Consider the following 14,945-nt stretch of genomic DNA (forward strand, 5'->3'; position numbering starts at 1 on the left):
CCGGCTCAGCGGCTTTCGGGCGCCGTCAGGCCCAGCAGGCCGTCGCGCGTGGTGTCGCGCACCTTGGGGCCGATCCAGACCTTCATCATCATCGGGAAGAAGGCTTCGCCCTGGATGGTCTCGCCGATCTTCTGGCCGTTCAGCGTGAACTCGGTGCTGGCGGTGGCGGGCAGGTAGTCGATCACGACCTTGTCGCCCTTGTTGATGCGCGGGATGGTGCTGAACACCGTGCCGAGCTGGGCCGTTGCAATGATGTTGGCGCGGAACTCTTCGGGGCTGACGTTCTGGCGGATGCGGTCCAGCAGGGCGTTGGACAGGTCGCGCGCGCTGACGGTGCGCACCATGTAGAACTGGATGCGCTTGGCGCCCTTGAGCGTGGTCGCGGCCTCGGTGGTCTTCTGCTTGCTGGGCAGGTAGAAGGCCACGATGGACGAGCGTGTGGACAGGATGCTGGACGACGCCACGCCATTGAGCACCAGGTTCTGGCCACCGACCGTGGCCGCCTCCGGGAAGCTGTAGCCGTCCACCGTCACTTCAGACGCGGTGGCCGTGGCCGCTTGCAGCGCCAGGGCGGACAGGACGGCGCCGGCCAGCAACTGGCGGCGGGAGGGGCGGAGGCAGGCGTTCGGCATGGCGGTCTTTCTTGATTGGGTGGTGCGCGGCGGGCCCGGTCGGTGGGAGGGCCTTCGCCGGATCGTCTCGGCGCGGCAGTGTCTCCCGCTCGGCCGCTTCAGGCATGCGCAGGCCGCGGAGAAACCGGCAGTAGTTCAGGGTTTACCCGGTTTTGTGAACGGTCGTGCGGAAATCGCCGGCAAGCCCGCTGGCAACATGCCGGCCACCGTCGCGCAGGGCCTCTTCTGGCTGCGCTGACGCCTGCTCTGACAACGAAAGAACCCATGAACCAACGCATTTCCGCCATCGTGGCCGCCGTGGCCTGCCTGTCTGCCGGCGGGGCTTCGGCCACCGAGAACGGCCAGCTCCGGGCCCTGCTGGGCGCGCCGAGCTATGAGCTGACCACGCCGCAGTTCCCCGGCGCCTATGGCCAGATCTGGCTGCAGCACTACAGCGCCAACAAGCTGCGCGGCAACGATGGCAAGGCGCCGGTGACCGACACCACGACGCCGCTCGGCACCCTGCCGGTGCGGGCGGATGGCGAGATCGAGGCCACCGTAATCGTGCCGCGCTTCACCTACATCACCGAGACGCTGGTGCAGGAAGGCCGCCTGGGCTTCTCGGCCACGTTGCCGCTGGTGCACCAGCGCAACGACGTGACGCTGAGCACCACGCTGCCGGCCGGCCTGCCCGCGGCCACGGTCGCTGCGGTCAACGGCCTGCTTGCGCAGGGCTCAGCCCAGCGCAGCGGCAGCAAGAGCGGCCAGGGCGACCTGGACGTCACCGCCTTTGTCGACTGGCAGGGCGACGACGGCCGAACGGCCCTGGGCCTGAGCGTCGTGGCGCCGACCGGCAGCTACGTGGCCGGCCGCGCCGTCAACCCGGGCGCGGGCAAGTTCTGGACGGTGCGCCCGCTGCTGATCGCGTCCCGCGTGTGGGACAACGGCCTGGAGTTGGGCCTGCGTGCGACCTACTCGGTCAACACCCGCAACTCCGACACCCAGGTCCGTTCGGGTCAGTACCTGCACGCCGACTGGGCCGGCATGTACCGCATCGACGACAGCTGGCGCGCCGGCCTGCAAGGCTATGTGGTGCGCCAGTTCACCGGTGACGACGGCCCGGGCGTGCCCAGTCACGGCAACAAGGCCCGGGTGTACTCCATCGGCCCGATGGTGGCCTACCAGTCAGAGAGCGGCGTCTGGGCGCTGGACTTCAAGGTCATGCAGGAGTTCGGTGTGCGCAACCGCCCGCAGGGCCAGCTGGCCTGGGTGCGCCTGAACCTGCGGCTGGACTGACCCGTTCGCGCCGGCCACCCGGGCGGGGGGCCTGCCGGGCATCACACCTCAGTGCCGTAGATGATGAAGCCTTCATGGCGGGCCACCTGCTCGTACAGGGCCCGCCCGGCGGCGTTGGTGGTGTGGGTCTGCCAGTACACCCGCCGGCCGCCCGCGTCGCGCACGGCGACGTAGACGCCCTCGATCAAGGCGCGCCCGACACCGCGGCCGCGGGCGTCAGGCGCGGTGAAGAGGTCTTGCAGATAGCAGGTCGGCTCGATGCGCGTGGTGCTGCGATGGAACAGGTAGTGCACCAGCCCGAGCAGTGCCCCGTCGGCAGCTTCAGCCACGAGGGCGTGGACCGGTTCGTACGGGTCAAAGAAACGGGACCACGTGGCCTCGGTGATGGCGGCCGGCAGCGCCGTCTCGCCAGCCCGGCCGTAGAAGGCGTTGTAGCCGTCCCAAAGGGGCTGCCAGGCGGCGCGGTCTGACCGGCGAACCGGGCGAATGCAGAGTGGGGGCAGGGAGCTCATCGTGAAGGATTGTGGAGGCATTGCCTACATTGGCTTCACTCTCGGCGCGCAGCATGCGAGCCTTGTCCATGCCAAGGAGGAACACCGATGAAACACCTGATGCCCGCCACGCTGCTGCTCGCCGTGACGGCCGCCTTTGCCCAGCCGCCCGAGGGCCCGCCGCCCGGCGGTGAGCGGCGCGGCCCGCCGCCCGAGGCGCTGGCAGCCTGCAAGACGGCCAAGGCCGGCGCCGACTGCAGCTTCGCGCAAGGCGAGCGCACCACCAAGGGCAGCTGCTGGGCCCCCGAGGGCAAGCCCTTGGCCTGCCGCCCGAAAGACATGCCGCCACCGCCCGCGGGCGGCGCCTCGGCACCGCCCCCGAAACGCTGAAGCGCGTTGATCAGCCGGCGGTGACCGGGATGCCGATACCCTTGCCGCTGGCGATGCGCTCCTTCCAGTCCGCCGGCCCGGTGATGTGCGCGCTGGTGCCGCTGGCGTCGACCGCCACGGTCACCGGCATGTCGACCACGTCGAACTCGTAGATGGCTTCCATGCCGAGGTCCGCAAAGCCCACGACCTTGGCGCCCTTGATCGCCTTGCTGACGAGGTAGGCTGCGCCACCGACCGCCATCAGGTAGGCGCTCTTGTGGTTCTTGATCGACTCGATGGCCACCGGGCCACGCTCGGCCTTGCCGACCATGGCGATGAGGCCCGTCTTGGCCAGCATCATGTCGGTGAACTTGTCCATGCGCGTGGCGGTGGTCGGGCCGGCCGGGCCGACGACCTCGTCGCGCACCGGGTCCACCGGGCCGACGTAGTAGATGACGCGGTTGGTGAAGTCCACCGGCAGCGGCTCACCCTTGGCGAGCATGTCCTGGATGCGCTTGTGGGCGGCATCGCGGCCAGTCAGCATCTTGCCGTTGAGCAGCAGGGTGTCGCCGGGCTTCCAGCTCGCTACTTCAGCCGGCGTCAGCGTGTTCAGGTCGACGCGGCGGCTCTTGTTGTAGTCAGGCGCCCAGTTCACATCCGGCCACAGGTCCAGGCTCGGCGGCTCGATGTAGCTCGGGCCACTGCCGTCCAGCACGAAGTGTGCATGCCGTGTGGCGGCGCAGTTCGGGATCATGGCGATGGGCTTGCTGGCCGCGTGGGTCGGGAAGGTCTTGATCTTCACGTCTAGCACCGTGGTCAGGCCGCCCAGGCCCTGCGCGCCAATGCCGAGGGCGTTGACCTTCTGGTAGAGCTCGATGCGCAGTTCCTCGAGTTTGTTTTGCGGGCCGCGCTGCAGCAGCTCGTACATGTCGATGTCTTCCATCAGCGCCTGCTTGGCCAGCAGGGCGGCCTTCTCGGCCGTGCCACCCACGCCGATGCCCAGCATGCCCGGCGGGCACCAGCCGGCGCCCATGGTGGGCACCGTCTTGAGCACCCAGTCGACGATGTCGTCGCTGGGGTTGAGCATGTAGACCTTGCTCTTGTTCTCCGAGCCGCCGCCCTTGGCCGCGACGATGACGTCCACCGTGTTGCCCGGCACGACCTCCATCTGCACGACGGCGGGCGTGTTGTCCTTGGTGTTCTTGCGCGCAAAGATGGGGTCGTCCAGCACCGACGCGCGCAGCTTGTTGTCCGGGTTCAGGTAGCCGCGGCGCACGCCTTCATTGACGGCGTCTTCGATGCTGCCGGCAAAGCCCTCCCAGCGCACATCCATGCCGATCTTCAGGAAGACATTCACGATGCCGGTGTCCTGGCAGATGGGCCGCTTGCCTTCGGCGCACATGCGGCTGTTGGTCAGGATCTGCGCGATCGCATCCTTGGCCGCGGGCGAGGCCTCGGCCTCGTAGGCGCGCGCCAGGTGCGCGATGTAGTCGGCCGGGTGGTAGTAGCTGATGTACTGGAGGGCGGCGGCGACGCTGTCCACCAGGTCGTCGTACTTGATCGTGGTGCTCATGGTGTCCCGAAGGCTCAAGGTGAAATCGGGCGGAATTATCCGGCAGCCCTCCTGACGGGAAGCTTGGGCGCGGCAATCGCCCCAAGAAAACACCCCCTGGCCGGCAGCGGCACAGGGGGCGGGTTCAGGGCGCAGGCGCTGGTTCAGCGCCGGGCATGTCAGGCGTTCTTGCGACGACGCGCCGCAACGACGCCGGCCAGGGCCAGGCCGACGAGGGCGATCGAGCCCGGTTCGGGCAGTTCAGTGCCGCCGACCGAGCCGATGGCCACCGAGGCGAAGCGCAGCGTGCCGCCGGCCACCAGGAACTCGCCGAAGCCGTCACCGAAGAAGGTGATCTTGCTGAAGGTGCCCGACGAGTCGATGGCGCCGATGAAGTTGGTGTAGCTGTTTTCCAGGGCGAAGCCAGGGTTGTCGGTGTCGGTCAGTGCATTGGCCGGCAGGGTGGCGGCGCCGCCGTCGAAGGCGATCCACAGGCCGGAGCCGGCCGCGGGCACGCTGTAGGCGTTCTGGACGTCGACCGACCGCGTGTTGCCGGTGCAGCAGGTCGCCCAGTCACCGATCTCGAAGCCGAAGGCGTTGACCGGCGACGAGAAGGTGAAGGTCAGGCCGCTGGTGAAGCCGTCGATGTCCGGCTTGCCGCCCACGCCGCCGCCCAGGCCTCGCTGCGGGCTGATGTCCCAGGCGTCGCCCGACAGGGCGCGACCGTTGTTGCTGTACACGCCGTTGTCGGCTGTGGCCAGGGCGCCCGTGTCGGTGCGGGTGACGGTCACGGTGGCCGCATGGCCGTTCAGGTCAACGTAGCTGAAGGTGCTCGCGCCCGAGGTCACCTGGGCGGTCGTCACGGAGGCGCCGGTGGCGGTGATGACGTTGTCGAAGGTGGAGATGTTGGGCAGGGCCAGGTTGTAGACGACCGGCGCTGCGACGGAGGAACCGGCGGCGAACAGGGCGAGCGAGGCGACGGCGGCGAGTTTCTTGAAAATCATTACTAAATGTTTCCTCTAAGGGGTGGGTTGAAAGCGGAGGCCCTAAAAGCAGTATGTGTGCCAAGCGGAGTTCCCCCTTGTGGATCAAATAGTTGGCATATTTGTAAATTGACGTTACAACTATCTGTAAGTCGATCCGACATCCCACGAATAGAGATTGACTTGTTTTGCAAACTGCGCATGCTGCAGTGCGCAAGGTGAGTTTGTCGTTGCCCCGCCGTCAGGGGGCTTGGTTGGGGTGGCTATGCTGGCGACCTTCACTGATCACCGCAGAGCGCCGCCATGAGCACCCGCATCGAGCACGACACCTTCGGCCCCATCGAAGTCCCGTCTCACCGCTTGTGGGGAGCGCAAACGCAGCGCTCGCTGCAGAACTTCGACATCTCGGGTGAGCGGCAGGCGCCGGAGCTGATCCGGGCGCTGGCGCGCGTGAAGCGGGCCTCGGCCGTCGTCAATCACGCGCTGGGCCTGCAGGAGGTCGCCAAGACGCAGGCGATCGTCGCCGCGGCCGATGAAGTCATCGCCGGGCTGCATGCCGACGAGTTTCCGTTGGTGGTCTGGCAGACCGGTTCCGGCACCCAGACCAACATGAACGTGAATGAAGTGCTGGCCAATCGCGCGAGCGAGCTGCTGGGCGGTCCGCGCGGGGAGGGGCGCTTGGTGCACCCCAACGATGATGTGAACCGCAGCCAGAGCAGCAACGACGTCTTCCCCACGGCCATGCATGTGGCGGCCGTGCAGGCGCTGCGGGAGCGGCTGCTGCCGCCGCTGCAGGCGTTTCGCGCCACGTTGGCCCAGAAAGCGCAGGCCTTTGACGGCATCGTGAAGATCGGCCGCACGCATCTGCAGGACGCCACGCCGCTGACCCTCGGTCAGGAGATCTCAGGCTGGGTCGCGCAACTGGCGCACGGCGAGCGGCATGTGCTGGCAGCCCTGCCGCACCTGCATGAACTCGCACTCGGTGGCACGGCGGTTGGCACCGGCCTGAATGCGCCGCCGGGCTACGCCGAGCAGGTGGCGGCCGAACTTGCCCGGCTGACCGGCCACCCGTTCGTGACGGCGCCGAACAAGTTCGAGGCGATGGCCTCTTGCGACGCCCTGGTGCATGCCCACGGCGCGCTCAAGACCCTGGCTGCGAGCCTGAACAAGATCGCCAATGACGTGCGCTGGCTGGCCAGCGGCCCGCGCAGCGGCCTGGGAGAGATCAGCATTCCGGAGAACGAGCCCGGTTCGTCCATCATGCCCGGCAAGGTCAACCCGACGCAGAGCGAGGCGGTCACGATGCTCGCCGCGCAGGTGATGGGCAGCGACGTGGCAATCAACATTGGGGGCGCGTCGGGCAACTTCGAGCTGAACGTGTTCCGGCCGATGGTGATCCACAACTTCCTGCAGAGCGTGCGGCTGCTGGCCGATGGCATGGCCAGCTTCAACAAGCATTGCGCGGTGGGCATCGAGCCCAACGAGGCGCGCATCGCCGAACTGGTGGGCCGTTCGCTGATGCTGGTGACGGCGCTCAACACCCACATCGGTTACGACAAGGCCGCCCAGATCGCCAAGAAGGCGCACAAGGACGGCAGCAGCCTGCGCGAGGCCGCGCTGGCGCTCGGCCATGTGACGGCCGAGCAGTTCGATGCGTGGGTGGTACCCGGCGCGATGGTCGGGCGGTGAGGGGGCTGAGGGCGCTCAGGGGCGCCCATGGCCGACGGGTCAGTGCGCCTTGGCTTCCTGGTGTGACAGCAGACGGTCGGTGTAGGCAATGGCCATGGCCGACAGCAGGAAGGCGACGTGGATGACGGTCTGGTACATCAGCACCTTGTCGTCGTAGTTGGCGGCATTGATGAAGGTCTTGAGCAGGTGGATGGAGCTGATGCCGATGATGGCCGTCGCCAGCTTGACCTTCAGCACCGACGCATTCACATGGCTCAGCCACTCGGGTTGATCGGGGTGGCCTTCCAGGTCCATGCGCGACACGAAGGTCTCGTAGCCCCCGACGATGACCATGATCAGCAGGTTGGAGATCATCACCACGTCGATCAGCCCGAGCACGACCAGCATCAGCACCGTCTCGTTGAGCTTCTCCGGCAGCGCGTCGGACTTGTAGCCAATGCTCTTCACCAGCAGTTCGAGCGCATGCTGGTTGCCGAAGGCCGCCTCGATCAGGTGCACCAGCTCCGTCCAGAACTGATACACGTAGACGCCCTGGGCCAGGATCAAGCCGAGGTACAACGGTAGTTGCAGCCAGCGGCTCGCAAAGATGAGGCGGGGCAGGGGACGCAGCTGGGGATCGGTCTTCATGGACGGCGGCAGGAGTCGGAGCTAGGTCTTCGAGGGCGCCGGATTGTGACCGATCTCACGCCGTCAGGGCATCGTCAGTCGTGCGCCGCACAGTCCGCGCAAGCAACTTCAGGAGACACGCCATGAGCACGCTCAACACCTATGCCCCCAGCCCCGAGTGGGTCGCCAACGCTCATGTGAAGGGGGAGGCGGGCTACGCCGCGCTGGTGGCGGAAGCTGAGAAGGACTACGCCGGCTACTGGGCGCGCCTGGCTCGTGAGCTGGTGACCTGGCAGACCCCTTTCACCAAGACCCTCAACGACAGCGAGGCGCCGTTCTTCAAGTGGTTCGAGGACGGCAAGCTCAACGTCTCCTACAACTGCCTGGACCGCCATGTGGAGGCCGGCAAGGGTGACAAGACCGCGCTGATCTTCGAGGCGGACGACGGCAGTGTGACGCGCGTCACCTACGCCGAACTGCTGGCCAAGGTCAGCCAGCTGGCGAATGCGCTGAAGGCCCGCGGCATCCAGAAGGGCGATCGGGTCGTCATCTACATGCCCATGTCGGTCGAGGGCGTGGTGGCCATGCAGGCCTGCGCCCGCATCGGCGCAACCCACTCGGTGGTGTTCGGCGGCTTCTCGGCCCAGAGCCTGCGCGACCGCATCCAGGACGCTGGCGCCGTCGCCCTGATCTGCGCCGACGAACAGCAGCGTGGCGGCAAGGCGTTGCCGCTGAAGGCCATCGTCGACGAGGCCTTGGCCGACAACAGCTGCCCCACGTTGAAGGACGTCATCGTCTACAAGCGCACCGGCGGGAGCATCGCCTGGGTCGAGGGCCGCGACCTGTGGTTGCATGAGCTGATGGCGGTGGCCTCCACCACCTGCGCGCCGGAGTGGGTCGAGGCCGAGCATCCTCTCTTCCTGCTCTACACGTCCGGCTCCACCGGCAAGCCCAAGGGCGTCCAGCACAGCAGCGGCGGCTACCTGCTGCACGCCGCGCTGACCACCAAGTGGACCTTCGACCTGAAGGACGACGACATCTTCTGGTGCACCGCCGACATCGGCTGGGTGACCGGCCACAGCTACATCACCTACGGGCCGCTGGCCCTGGGCGGTACCGAGATCGTGTTCGAAGGCGTGCCGACCTTCCCGGACGCTGGCCGCTTCTGGCAGATGATCCAGAAGCACAAGGTCAGCATCTTCTACACGGCGCCCACGGCCATCCGTTCCCTGATCAAGGCGGCCGAGACCAACGAGGCGGTCCACCCGAAGAACTACGACCTGAGCTCGCTGCGCCTGCTGGGCTCGGTGGGCGAGCCGATCAACCCGGCCGCCTGGGAGTGGTACCACCAGCACGTCGGTGGCGGCCGCTGCCCCATCGTCGACACCTTCTGGCAGACGGAGACCGGCGGCCACATGATCACGCCGCTGCCGGGTGTGACGACGCTGGTGCCGGGCTCCTGCACGCTGCCCTTCCCGGGCATCCAGGCGGCCATCGTCGACGAGACCGGCAATGACGTGCCCAACGGCCAAGGCGGCATCCTGGTCGTCAAGAAGCCGTGGCCCAGCATGATCCGCACGATCTGGGGCGACCCCGAGCGCTTCAAGAAGAGCTACTACCCGTCCGAGCTCAAGGGCTACTACCTGGCAGGCGACGGCGCCATCCGTGACGCCGAGACCGGCTACTTCACCATCACGGGCCGTATCGACGACGTGCTCAATGTGTCCGGCCACCGCATGGGCACGATGGAGATCGAGTCGGCCCTGGTGAGCTGCACCGAGCTGGTCGCCGAGGCCGCCGTGGTCGGCCGGCCGGACGACACCACCGGCGAGGCCATCTGCGCCTTCGTCGTGCTCAAGCGCCCGCGCCCGAGCGGTGACGAGGCCAAGGCCATCGCCAAGCAGCTGCGCGACCATGTCGCCAAGGAGATCGGCCCGATCGCCAAGCCCAAGGACATCCGCTTCGGCGACAACCTGCCCAAGACGCGCTCCGGCAAGATCATGCGTCGGTTGCTGCGCTCGGTGGCCAAGGGTGAGTCCGTCACCCAGGACACCAGCACGTTGGAGAACCCCGCCATCCTGGAGCAGCTCGGCCAGGCGTACTGATCGACGCGTGCCCGGCGCTCGCCCCTGACGCGAAGGCCGCTCGATGAGCGGCCTTTGTTCGCTGGGTTCGTCCAGCGCAGGGCGAGGTCAGCTGCGTGCGCGGCGCACACGGGCCGTCACCACCGCCAGGCCGCCGAGCATCAGCGCCACGCTGGCCGGCTCGGGCACGGGCGACACGTCCAGCGCCTGATCGAGGTGGATCTTCAGGAACTCGGTCGCATCCGACGTCAACGCCCGGCCGCCGCCGCCTGGGAAGTTGTTGTCGTTCACCACCAGCAGCGTGTGGGCATCGATGACATGCACGTTCTCGATGGTCACGTAGGGAAACGTGAACGTCGTGCTGCCGTCGCGGTTGAGGTCGTTCGGATCGGCGATCGCCATCAGGTCGACCAGCTCGGTCTTCTCCACACTGCCGTCGGCACCGACCTTGTTCAAGTCGATCTTGAACAGCTTCTTGAACGGCGTGCCGCCGCTGGTGGCCGTGGCGCCATTGCGCTCGATCACGATGAACTCGTGGTCGTTGATCGCCGTCATGTCGCCGATGTTGGTGCCATTGGCGTCCAGCTTGTAGACCCAGCTCTGCGTCGTGTAGAGGTTGCTGTCGATGTTGAACTCGTTGATGCGCAGCGTCTTGGCGGCATCACCCGTCACGGTGCCTTCCAGCAAGGTGTAGAGGCGGTCGCCGGCACGGTTGATGGCCATGCCCTCGAAGCCGCGTGAGCTGCCCAGGTTGGCCGGCGTGCTGCCCCGGTAGGCGTTCTCGGGCGCGAAGACGCCGGGCAGGCTCACGTCGCGCGCCAGCACCTTGCCGCTGGCGTCGGTCTTCACGAGGTAGGGGCCGAACTCGTCGCCAAACCACAGGTGGCCGTTCTTGTCCTGGCGCACGCTTTCGGTGTCCAGGTCGGCGCCGGTGAGCAGCCGGCCCGTGCGGATGCTCGCGTCCACGGCGATGCTGCTCGGGTTGCGGGTGGCGTCGCCGTTGTAGTACTTGGTGTAGTCGGCCTGGATGCTGAAGCCGAGCTGCCGGTTGGGATCACTCAGCGTGATGCGGGTGTTGGCGTCGAAGCCGGCGCGGGCGGCGCCCGTGGCCCAGTCGGCCGCTGAGACCGTGCCGCTGCCGCCCTGGGCGGTGCGGAAGTCCGGCAGCACCGCATACATGCGCAGCAGCGAGTCGGCCGAGCTGGCCTGCGTGCCGAAGCCGTTGTCCACCAGGAAGCGGTAGCTGCCACCGGCGCCGGCCAGCACGCCGGAGAAGCCCTGCACGGGCTGCAGGTTGACGTAGGGCGGGTTGTTGGCCGGGCTCGCGGCGTTGGTGAAGCCGAACTGGCCGGAGGTGGGGCCATCGGAGAAGGTCGGCGCGGGCATCACGGCCCAGCCTTCCAGGGTCGGCGCGGCATGCGTGGCGGGCGTGACCGAGAGCGCGGCGACCGCGGTGCAAAGAACGGTCAACAGTTGGCGGGGCTTCATGAGGGCGGTTTCCAAGGTCGCAGAACAGCCTGCGCGCCGCATTCTTGGAAGGCCCCGTGACCGGTCAGTGAAGGTGCTCTACGCCGTGGGTCAACGAGTTAGGGGGGCATGAAAACAGGCCCCGCAGGGCCTGTGATGCGTGGGGCGGGCGGTGCTTACTTGACCGTCAGCACCCACTTGGCCAGGGTTTCGGCCTCGGCCGGGCTCACCTGGGTGTTGGCCGGCATCGGCACGGGGCCCCAGACGCCGGAGCCGCCCTTGACGATCTTCTCGGCGAGCTTCTTGTAGGCGTCCTTGTCCTTGGCGTACTTGGCGGCGACGTCCTTGTAGGCCGGGCCGACCAGCTTCTTGTCGACCGCATGGCAGGCCATGCAGTTCTTCTTCTGGGCCAGTTCCTGGCTGGCGAAAGCAGCCGGGGCGGCCATGAGGGCGAGGCTGAGGATCACGACAGACTTCATGCTTACCTTTCGGGTCATTGAACTACAGTGATTGCAAAGATACCTGAAGGAGAGACCCAATGGGTTTTGTGTTGCTTGGCGTGCTGTTCGTCGTGTTGCGGCTGGGCGGCTGGGTGCAGTTCCACAAAGACGATTTCTGGGCCTGGATCATTGTGTTGTCGCCGTTCCTGGGTGCGGCGCTGTGGTGGATGTGGTCCGACTCGTCGGGCCGCACCCAGCGCAAGGCCATGGAGGCGCAGGACGCCCGCAAGGCCGCGCGGCGCGAGCAGCAGATGGAGGCGCTCGGCACCTTCAAGCCGGGTGCCAAGAAAAAGCGCTGACGGCAACTTGCGCAGGGTGTGACCGAAGTCACGCCGGGCAAACCCGGGCATCGGTCAAGCCGGGGTGGGCGTTGAATGCCCACCCCTTGGAGACTTCTGCATGACAAGACGCCTGCTTCCTCTCGCATTGGCCCTGCTCGCTTCCTCAGCTGGCGCCGACTTGCTGAAGGATCCGCAATGGCAAGCCTGGCTCGACGCGGGCAAATCCGCAGACCTGGCCCGTGCGGCCCAGGCGCGTTCGAAGGCACAGCCCGACGATGACCAGGCGGCCGTGGCGCTCGCGCTGGCCGCCGTGGACGACAACGATGCCGGTCGCCTGGAGGCTGCCGTGCCCGCGCTGCAGGCCTGCGTCGACAAGCGACCGCAGGCCGCGTGCAGCTATGCGCTCGGGCGGGTCTATGGCCAGCAGGCCATGACCGCCAGCGTCTTCAAGATGCCGGGCCTGGCGAGCAAGACCAAGGAGCAGTTCGTGCGGGCCGTGGAGCTCGATCCAGGCCTGTACGAGGCCCGCGTCGGCCTGACTCAGTTCTATTTGATGGCGCCCGGTTTTGCCGGCGGCAGCGTGGCCAAGGCCAAAGAGCTGGCCACCGAAGTGCAGGCCCGTCAACCGGAGCAGGCGCGCCTGCTGCGTGCGCTGCTGGCCATGAACGACAAGGACTGGACGACCGCGGAGCGCGAGTTGGGGGCGGTCAAGCCAGCTGACGACCGCACGGTGGCCCGCGAGCTGCGCGGCAACTGGTCGCGCCTCGGGTTCGAACTCATGGAGCAGAAGAACCTGCCCAAGGCCCGGGGGATCTTCGAGGCGCTGCAGCGGGACTATCCCACCCACGCCGCTGGCCCTTACGGCCTCGGTCGGGTGCTGCTGGAGCAGGGGCAGCCCGATGATGCAGTGAAGGCGTTGGAGCGCGCCCGCACGCTGGACGGTGCGGACCGCCTGCCCATCGACCATCGACTGGGCCAGGCCTTGATCGCCAAGGGTGACAAGGCCGGTGCGCGGGCGGCGCTGGAGCGCTTCGTGCAAAACAAGCGCGCGAACCCGCGCAACCTCGACGACGCCCGCAAGCTGCTCGCCGGCCTGGCCTGACGGTGCGGGCGAGCCGGGGAGGGCGCTGGCTATGATGCGGCCCGCTTTTCTCTTTCCCCGGGACCATGCTCGTCCACCCGCAGTTCAATCCCATCGCCGTCCAGCTCGGCCCCGTGGCCGTGCATTGGTACGGCATCACCTACCTGATTGCCTTCGGGCTCTTCCTGTGGCTGGCCAGTCGCCGGGTGCGCATGCCCCAGCACCAGGCCGTTGGCTGGACGCGGCAGGACGTCGATGACGTTCTGTTCTACGGCGTGCTTGGCGTCGTGCTGGGCGGGCGGCTGGGCTACTGCCTCTTCTACAAGCCCGATTACTACATCCAGCACCTGCCCGAGGTGTTCGCGGTATGGAAGGGCGGCATGTCTTTCCACGGCGGGCTGCTGGGCGTGCTGTTCGCGCTCTGGGTGTTCGGCCGCAAGCGAGGTCGCAGCTTCTTCGAGGTGGCTGACCTGATCGCGCCTTGCGTGCCGACTGGCATCGCGGCGGTGCGCCTGGGCAACTTCATCAATGGTGAACTGTGGGGGCGGCCGGCGCCCGCCGATCTGCCCTGGGCGATGATCTTCCCGCAGGCGCAGGACGGCGGCATTGCGCGGCATCCGTCGCAGCTCTACCAAGCGGCAGGCGAAGGCTTGCTGCTCTTCATCATCCTGTGGCTGTACGCGCGCAAGCCGCGGGCCACGGGCCAGATTTCGGGCGTCTTCATGATGGGCTACGGTGCGCTGCGTTTTGCGGCGGAGTACTTCCGCGAGCCGGATGATTTCCTCGGCCTGCGGGCGCTGAACTGGAGCCAGGGCCAGTGGCTGAGTCTGCCGATGATCCTCGCCGGCGCCGCCATCTTCGTGTGGGCCACCCGCCGCAACCAACGTCCTGCCTGAGCACTGCGATGCGACAGATCTTCTTCGACACGGAAACCACCGGCCTGGAAGCCGACAAGGGCGACCGCATCATCGAAATCGGCTGCGTGGAGATGATCAACCGGCAGCTGACCGGCAACAACCTGCATCTCTACATCAACCCCGAGCGCGCCAGCCATGAAGACGCGCTGAAGGTGCACGGCCTGACCGAGGCCTTCCTGTCGGACAAGCCCAAGTTCGCCGAGATCGTCGACCAGCTGCTCGCTTTCCTGGCAGGTGCCGAGCTCGTCATCCACAACGCACCCTTCGACATCGGCTTCGTCAATGCCGAGCTCAAGCGCCTGAACCGCGGCGTGCTGACCGACCATGTGGCCAGCGTGCGCGACACGCTGCTGATGGCGCGCGACCTGTTCCCCGGCAAAGCCAACTCGCTGGATGCCCTGTGCCGCCGGCTCGAAGTGGACAACACCAAGCGGGTGCTCCACGGCGCGCTGCTGGACGCGGAGCTGCTGGCGGACGTCTACATCCGCCTGACCCGCGGCCAGGACGCCCTCCTGATGGACGACCACGGCGACAGCAGCGGCGGTGAGGGCCAGCACGCCGTGGAAGCGGTGGACCTCAGCCGTTTTGCGTTGCCCGTCGTGCGCGCCAGCGACGCCGAAGCCGCGGCCCACGCCAAGCTGCTGGTGGACCTGGACAAGGCCGCGGGCGGCAGCTGCAAATGGCGAGTTTTCCAACCCGCCGAACCCGTGGCATAATCGCGGGCTTCCCGGAGACGGGGCCGCAAGTCGGGTGCAAGCCCGGCGGTTTTCAGGGCGGTTAGCTCAGCGGTAGAGCACTGCCTTCACACGGCAGGGGTCGCAGGTTCGAACCCTGCACCGCCCACCAACTTCGGTTGGTGACCTGAAAACCAGCGCCCAGGATTTCGGGCGGTTAGCTCAGCGGTAGAGCACTGCCTTCACACGGCAGGGGTCGCAGGTTCGAACCCTGCACCGCCCACCACCATCAAGCCCCTGCAGGTCAGCGACCCGCAGGGGCTTTTTGCTGGGCGCCTGCAATG

At 67.2% G+C, this 14,945-nt stretch carries 16 protein-coding genes and 2 tRNA genes; 11 read left to right on the forward strand and 7 right to left on the reverse strand.

The window, feature by feature from the left end:
- Positions 1-5: 5 nt before the first annotated feature.
- Complete coding sequence (locus tag CDO81_RS19100; RefSeq protein ID WP_088484826.1) at positions 6-632, reverse strand: chalcone isomerase family protein; 627 nt, start codon at positions 630-632, stop codon at positions 6-8.
- On the opposite strand from CDO81_RS19100, the gene CDO81_RS27710 reads away from it, so the two are divergent.
- Complete coding sequence (locus CDO81_RS27710) at positions 631-870, forward strand: hypothetical protein (RefSeq protein WP_144397307.1); 240 nt, start codon at positions 631-633, stop codon at positions 868-870. The genes CDO81_RS19100 and CDO81_RS27710 overlap by 2 nt on opposite strands.
- Positions 871-896: 26 nt before the next feature.
- Positions 897-1,907 carry a SphA family protein gene (locus CDO81_RS19105; RefSeq protein ID WP_088484827.1) on the forward strand — a complete coding sequence of 337 codons (1,011 nt, stop codon included), beginning with the start codon at positions 897-899 and terminating at the stop codon, positions 1,905-1,907.
- A gap of 41 nt (positions 1,908-1,948) precedes the next feature.
- Here CDO81_RS19105 and CDO81_RS19110 read toward each other — a convergent pair whose 3' ends face one another.
- On the reverse strand, positions 1,949-2,419 hold the full coding sequence (locus CDO81_RS19110) for a GNAT family N-acetyltransferase (protein ID WP_088484828.1): 471 nt from the start codon (positions 2,417-2,419) through the stop codon (positions 1,949-1,951).
- Between the two features lie 87 nt (positions 2,420-2,506).
- On the opposite strand from CDO81_RS19110, the gene CDO81_RS19115 reads away from it, so the two are divergent.
- The gene (locus CDO81_RS19115) at positions 2,507-2,788 is read left to right on the forward strand and encodes a hypothetical protein (protein WP_144397308.1); all 282 of its coding nucleotides are present in this window, start codon (positions 2,507-2,509) and stop codon (positions 2,786-2,788) included.
- A 10-nt stretch (positions 2,789-2,798) separates the two neighbouring features.
- Here the strand turns inward: CDO81_RS19115 and CDO81_RS19120 are convergent, their stop codons facing one another.
- On the reverse strand, positions 2,799-4,340 hold the full coding sequence (locus tag CDO81_RS19120) for a fumarate hydratase (RefSeq protein ID WP_088484830.1): 1,542 nt from the start codon (positions 4,338-4,340) through the stop codon (positions 2,799-2,801).
- A 158-nt stretch (positions 4,341-4,498) separates the two neighbouring features.
- Entirely contained in the window at positions 4,499-5,323 is an 825-nt protein-coding gene (locus CDO81_RS19125) for a PEP-CTERM sorting domain-containing protein (RefSeq protein WP_088484831.1), read from the reverse strand.
- 282 nt (positions 5,324-5,605) lie between these two features.
- On the opposite strand from CDO81_RS19125, the gene fumC reads away from it, so the two are divergent.
- A complete protein-coding gene (gene fumC, locus CDO81_RS19130) occupies positions 5,606-6,991 on the forward strand; it encodes a class II fumarate hydratase (RefSeq protein WP_088484832.1) in 1,386 nt (461 codons plus the stop codon).
- Between the two features lie 39 nt (positions 6,992-7,030).
- On the opposite strand, the gene CDO81_RS19135 is transcribed toward fumC, so the two are convergent.
- On the reverse strand, positions 7,031-7,618 hold the full coding sequence (locus tag CDO81_RS19135; RefSeq protein WP_088484833.1) for a TIGR00645 family protein: 588 nt from the start codon (positions 7,616-7,618) through the stop codon (positions 7,031-7,033).
- Positions 7,619-7,740: 122 nt separating this feature from the next.
- Between CDO81_RS19135 and acs the strand changes: the two genes are divergently transcribed.
- Positions 7,741-9,702, forward strand: coding sequence for an acetate--CoA ligase (acs, locus tag CDO81_RS19140; RefSeq protein WP_088484834.1), 1,962 nt, complete (start codon positions 7,741-7,743; stop codon positions 9,700-9,702).
- A gap of 87 nt (positions 9,703-9,789) precedes the next feature.
- Here the strand turns inward: acs and CDO81_RS19145 are convergent, their stop codons facing one another.
- Complete coding sequence (locus CDO81_RS19145; RefSeq protein WP_088484844.1) at positions 9,790-11,169, reverse strand: esterase-like activity of phytase family protein; 1,380 nt, start codon at positions 11,167-11,169, stop codon at positions 9,790-9,792.
- 155 nt (positions 11,170-11,324) lie between these two features.
- Complete coding sequence (locus tag CDO81_RS19150; protein WP_088484835.1) at positions 11,325-11,627, reverse strand: c-type cytochrome; 303 nt, start codon at positions 11,625-11,627, stop codon at positions 11,325-11,327.
- A 59-nt stretch (positions 11,628-11,686) separates the two neighbouring features.
- Between CDO81_RS19150 and CDO81_RS19155 the strand changes: the two genes are divergently transcribed.
- The 6 genes from CDO81_RS19155 to CDO81_RS19180 all read left to right on the forward strand — a co-directional run bounded on the left by CDO81_RS19155 (position 11,687) and on the right by CDO81_RS19180 (position 14,887).
- Complete coding sequence (locus CDO81_RS19155; protein WP_088484836.1) at positions 11,687-11,947, forward strand: TIGR04438 family Trp-rich protein; 261 nt, start codon at positions 11,687-11,689, stop codon at positions 11,945-11,947.
- Positions 11,948-12,047: 100 nt separating this feature from the next.
- A complete protein-coding gene (locus tag CDO81_RS19160; protein ID WP_088484837.1) occupies positions 12,048-13,031 on the forward strand; it encodes a tetratricopeptide repeat protein in 984 nt (327 codons plus the stop codon).
- A 65-nt stretch (positions 13,032-13,096) separates the two neighbouring features.
- Positions 13,097-13,906, forward strand: coding sequence for a prolipoprotein diacylglyceryl transferase (lgt, locus tag CDO81_RS19165; protein WP_088484838.1), 810 nt, complete (start codon positions 13,097-13,099; stop codon positions 13,904-13,906).
- A gap of 8 nt (positions 13,907-13,914) precedes the next feature.
- On the forward strand, positions 13,915-14,643 hold the full coding sequence (gene dnaQ, locus CDO81_RS19170; protein ID WP_088484839.1) for a DNA polymerase III subunit epsilon: 729 nt from the start codon (positions 13,915-13,917) through the stop codon (positions 14,641-14,643).
- 55 nt (positions 14,644-14,698) lie between these two features.
- Positions 14,699-14,773: transfer RNA gene (locus CDO81_RS19175), tRNA-Val, on the forward strand.
- A gap of 39 nt (positions 14,774-14,812) precedes the next feature.
- Positions 14,813-14,887 (forward strand) — tRNA-Val (locus CDO81_RS19180).
- Positions 14,888-14,945 lie beyond the last annotated feature (58 nt).

Source organism: Roseateles puraquae (genome assembly GCF_002205845.1).
Classification (GTDB): domain Bacteria; phylum Pseudomonadota; class Gammaproteobacteria; order Burkholderiales; family Burkholderiaceae_C; genus Pelomonas; species Pelomonas puraquae.

Coding starts and splice junctions, on each gene's coding strand:
- CDO81_RS19150 (WP_088484835.1), bottom strand. CDS start 11,627: ATGAAGTCTGTCGTGATCCTCAGCCTCGCCCTCATGGCCGCCCCGGCT.
- CDO81_RS19115 (WP_144397308.1), top strand. CDS start 2,507: ATGAAACACCTGATGCCCGCCACGCTGCTGCTCGCCGTGACGGCCGCC.
- lgt (WP_088484838.1), top strand. CDS start 13,097: ATGCTCGTCCACCCGCAGTTCAATCCCATCGCCGTCCAGCTCGGCCCC.
- CDO81_RS27710 (WP_144397307.1), top strand. CDS start 631: ATGGCGGTCTTTCTTGATTGGGTGGTGCGCGGCGGGCCCGGTCGGTGG.
- CDO81_RS19105 (WP_088484827.1), top strand. CDS start 897: ATGAACCAACGCATTTCCGCCATCGTGGCCGCCGTGGCCTGCCTGTCT.
- fumC (WP_088484832.1), top strand. CDS start 5,606: ATGAGCACCCGCATCGAGCACGACACCTTCGGCCCCATCGAAGTCCCG.
- CDO81_RS19120 (WP_088484830.1), bottom strand. CDS start 4,340: ATGAGCACCACGATCAAGTACGACGACCTGGTGGACAGCGTCGCCGCC.
- CDO81_RS19145 (WP_088484844.1), bottom strand. CDS start 11,169: ATGAAGCCCCGCCAACTGTTGACCGTTCTTTGCACCGCGGTCGCCGCG.
- dnaQ (WP_088484839.1), top strand. CDS start 13,915: ATGCGACAGATCTTCTTCGACACGGAAACCACCGGCCTGGAAGCCGAC.
- CDO81_RS19160 (WP_088484837.1), top strand. CDS start 12,048: ATGACAAGACGCCTGCTTCCTCTCGCATTGGCCCTGCTCGCTTCCTCA.
- CDO81_RS19155 (WP_088484836.1), top strand. CDS start 11,687: ATGGGTTTTGTGTTGCTTGGCGTGCTGTTCGTCGTGTTGCGGCTGGGC.
- CDO81_RS19135 (WP_088484833.1), bottom strand. CDS start 7,618: ATGAAGACCGATCCCCAGCTGCGTCCCCTGCCCCGCCTCATCTTTGCG.
- CDO81_RS19125 (WP_088484831.1), bottom strand. CDS start 5,323: ATGATTTTCAAGAAACTCGCCGCCGTCGCCTCGCTCGCCCTGTTCGCC.
- CDO81_RS19100 (WP_088484826.1), bottom strand. CDS start 632: ATGCCGAACGCCTGCCTCCGCCCCTCCCGCCGCCAGTTGCTGGCCGGC.
- acs (WP_088484834.1), top strand. CDS start 7,741: ATGAGCACGCTCAACACCTATGCCCCCAGCCCCGAGTGGGTCGCCAAC.
- CDO81_RS19110 (WP_088484828.1), bottom strand. CDS start 2,419: ATGAGCTCCCTGCCCCCACTCTGCATTCGCCCGGTTCGCCGGTCAGAC.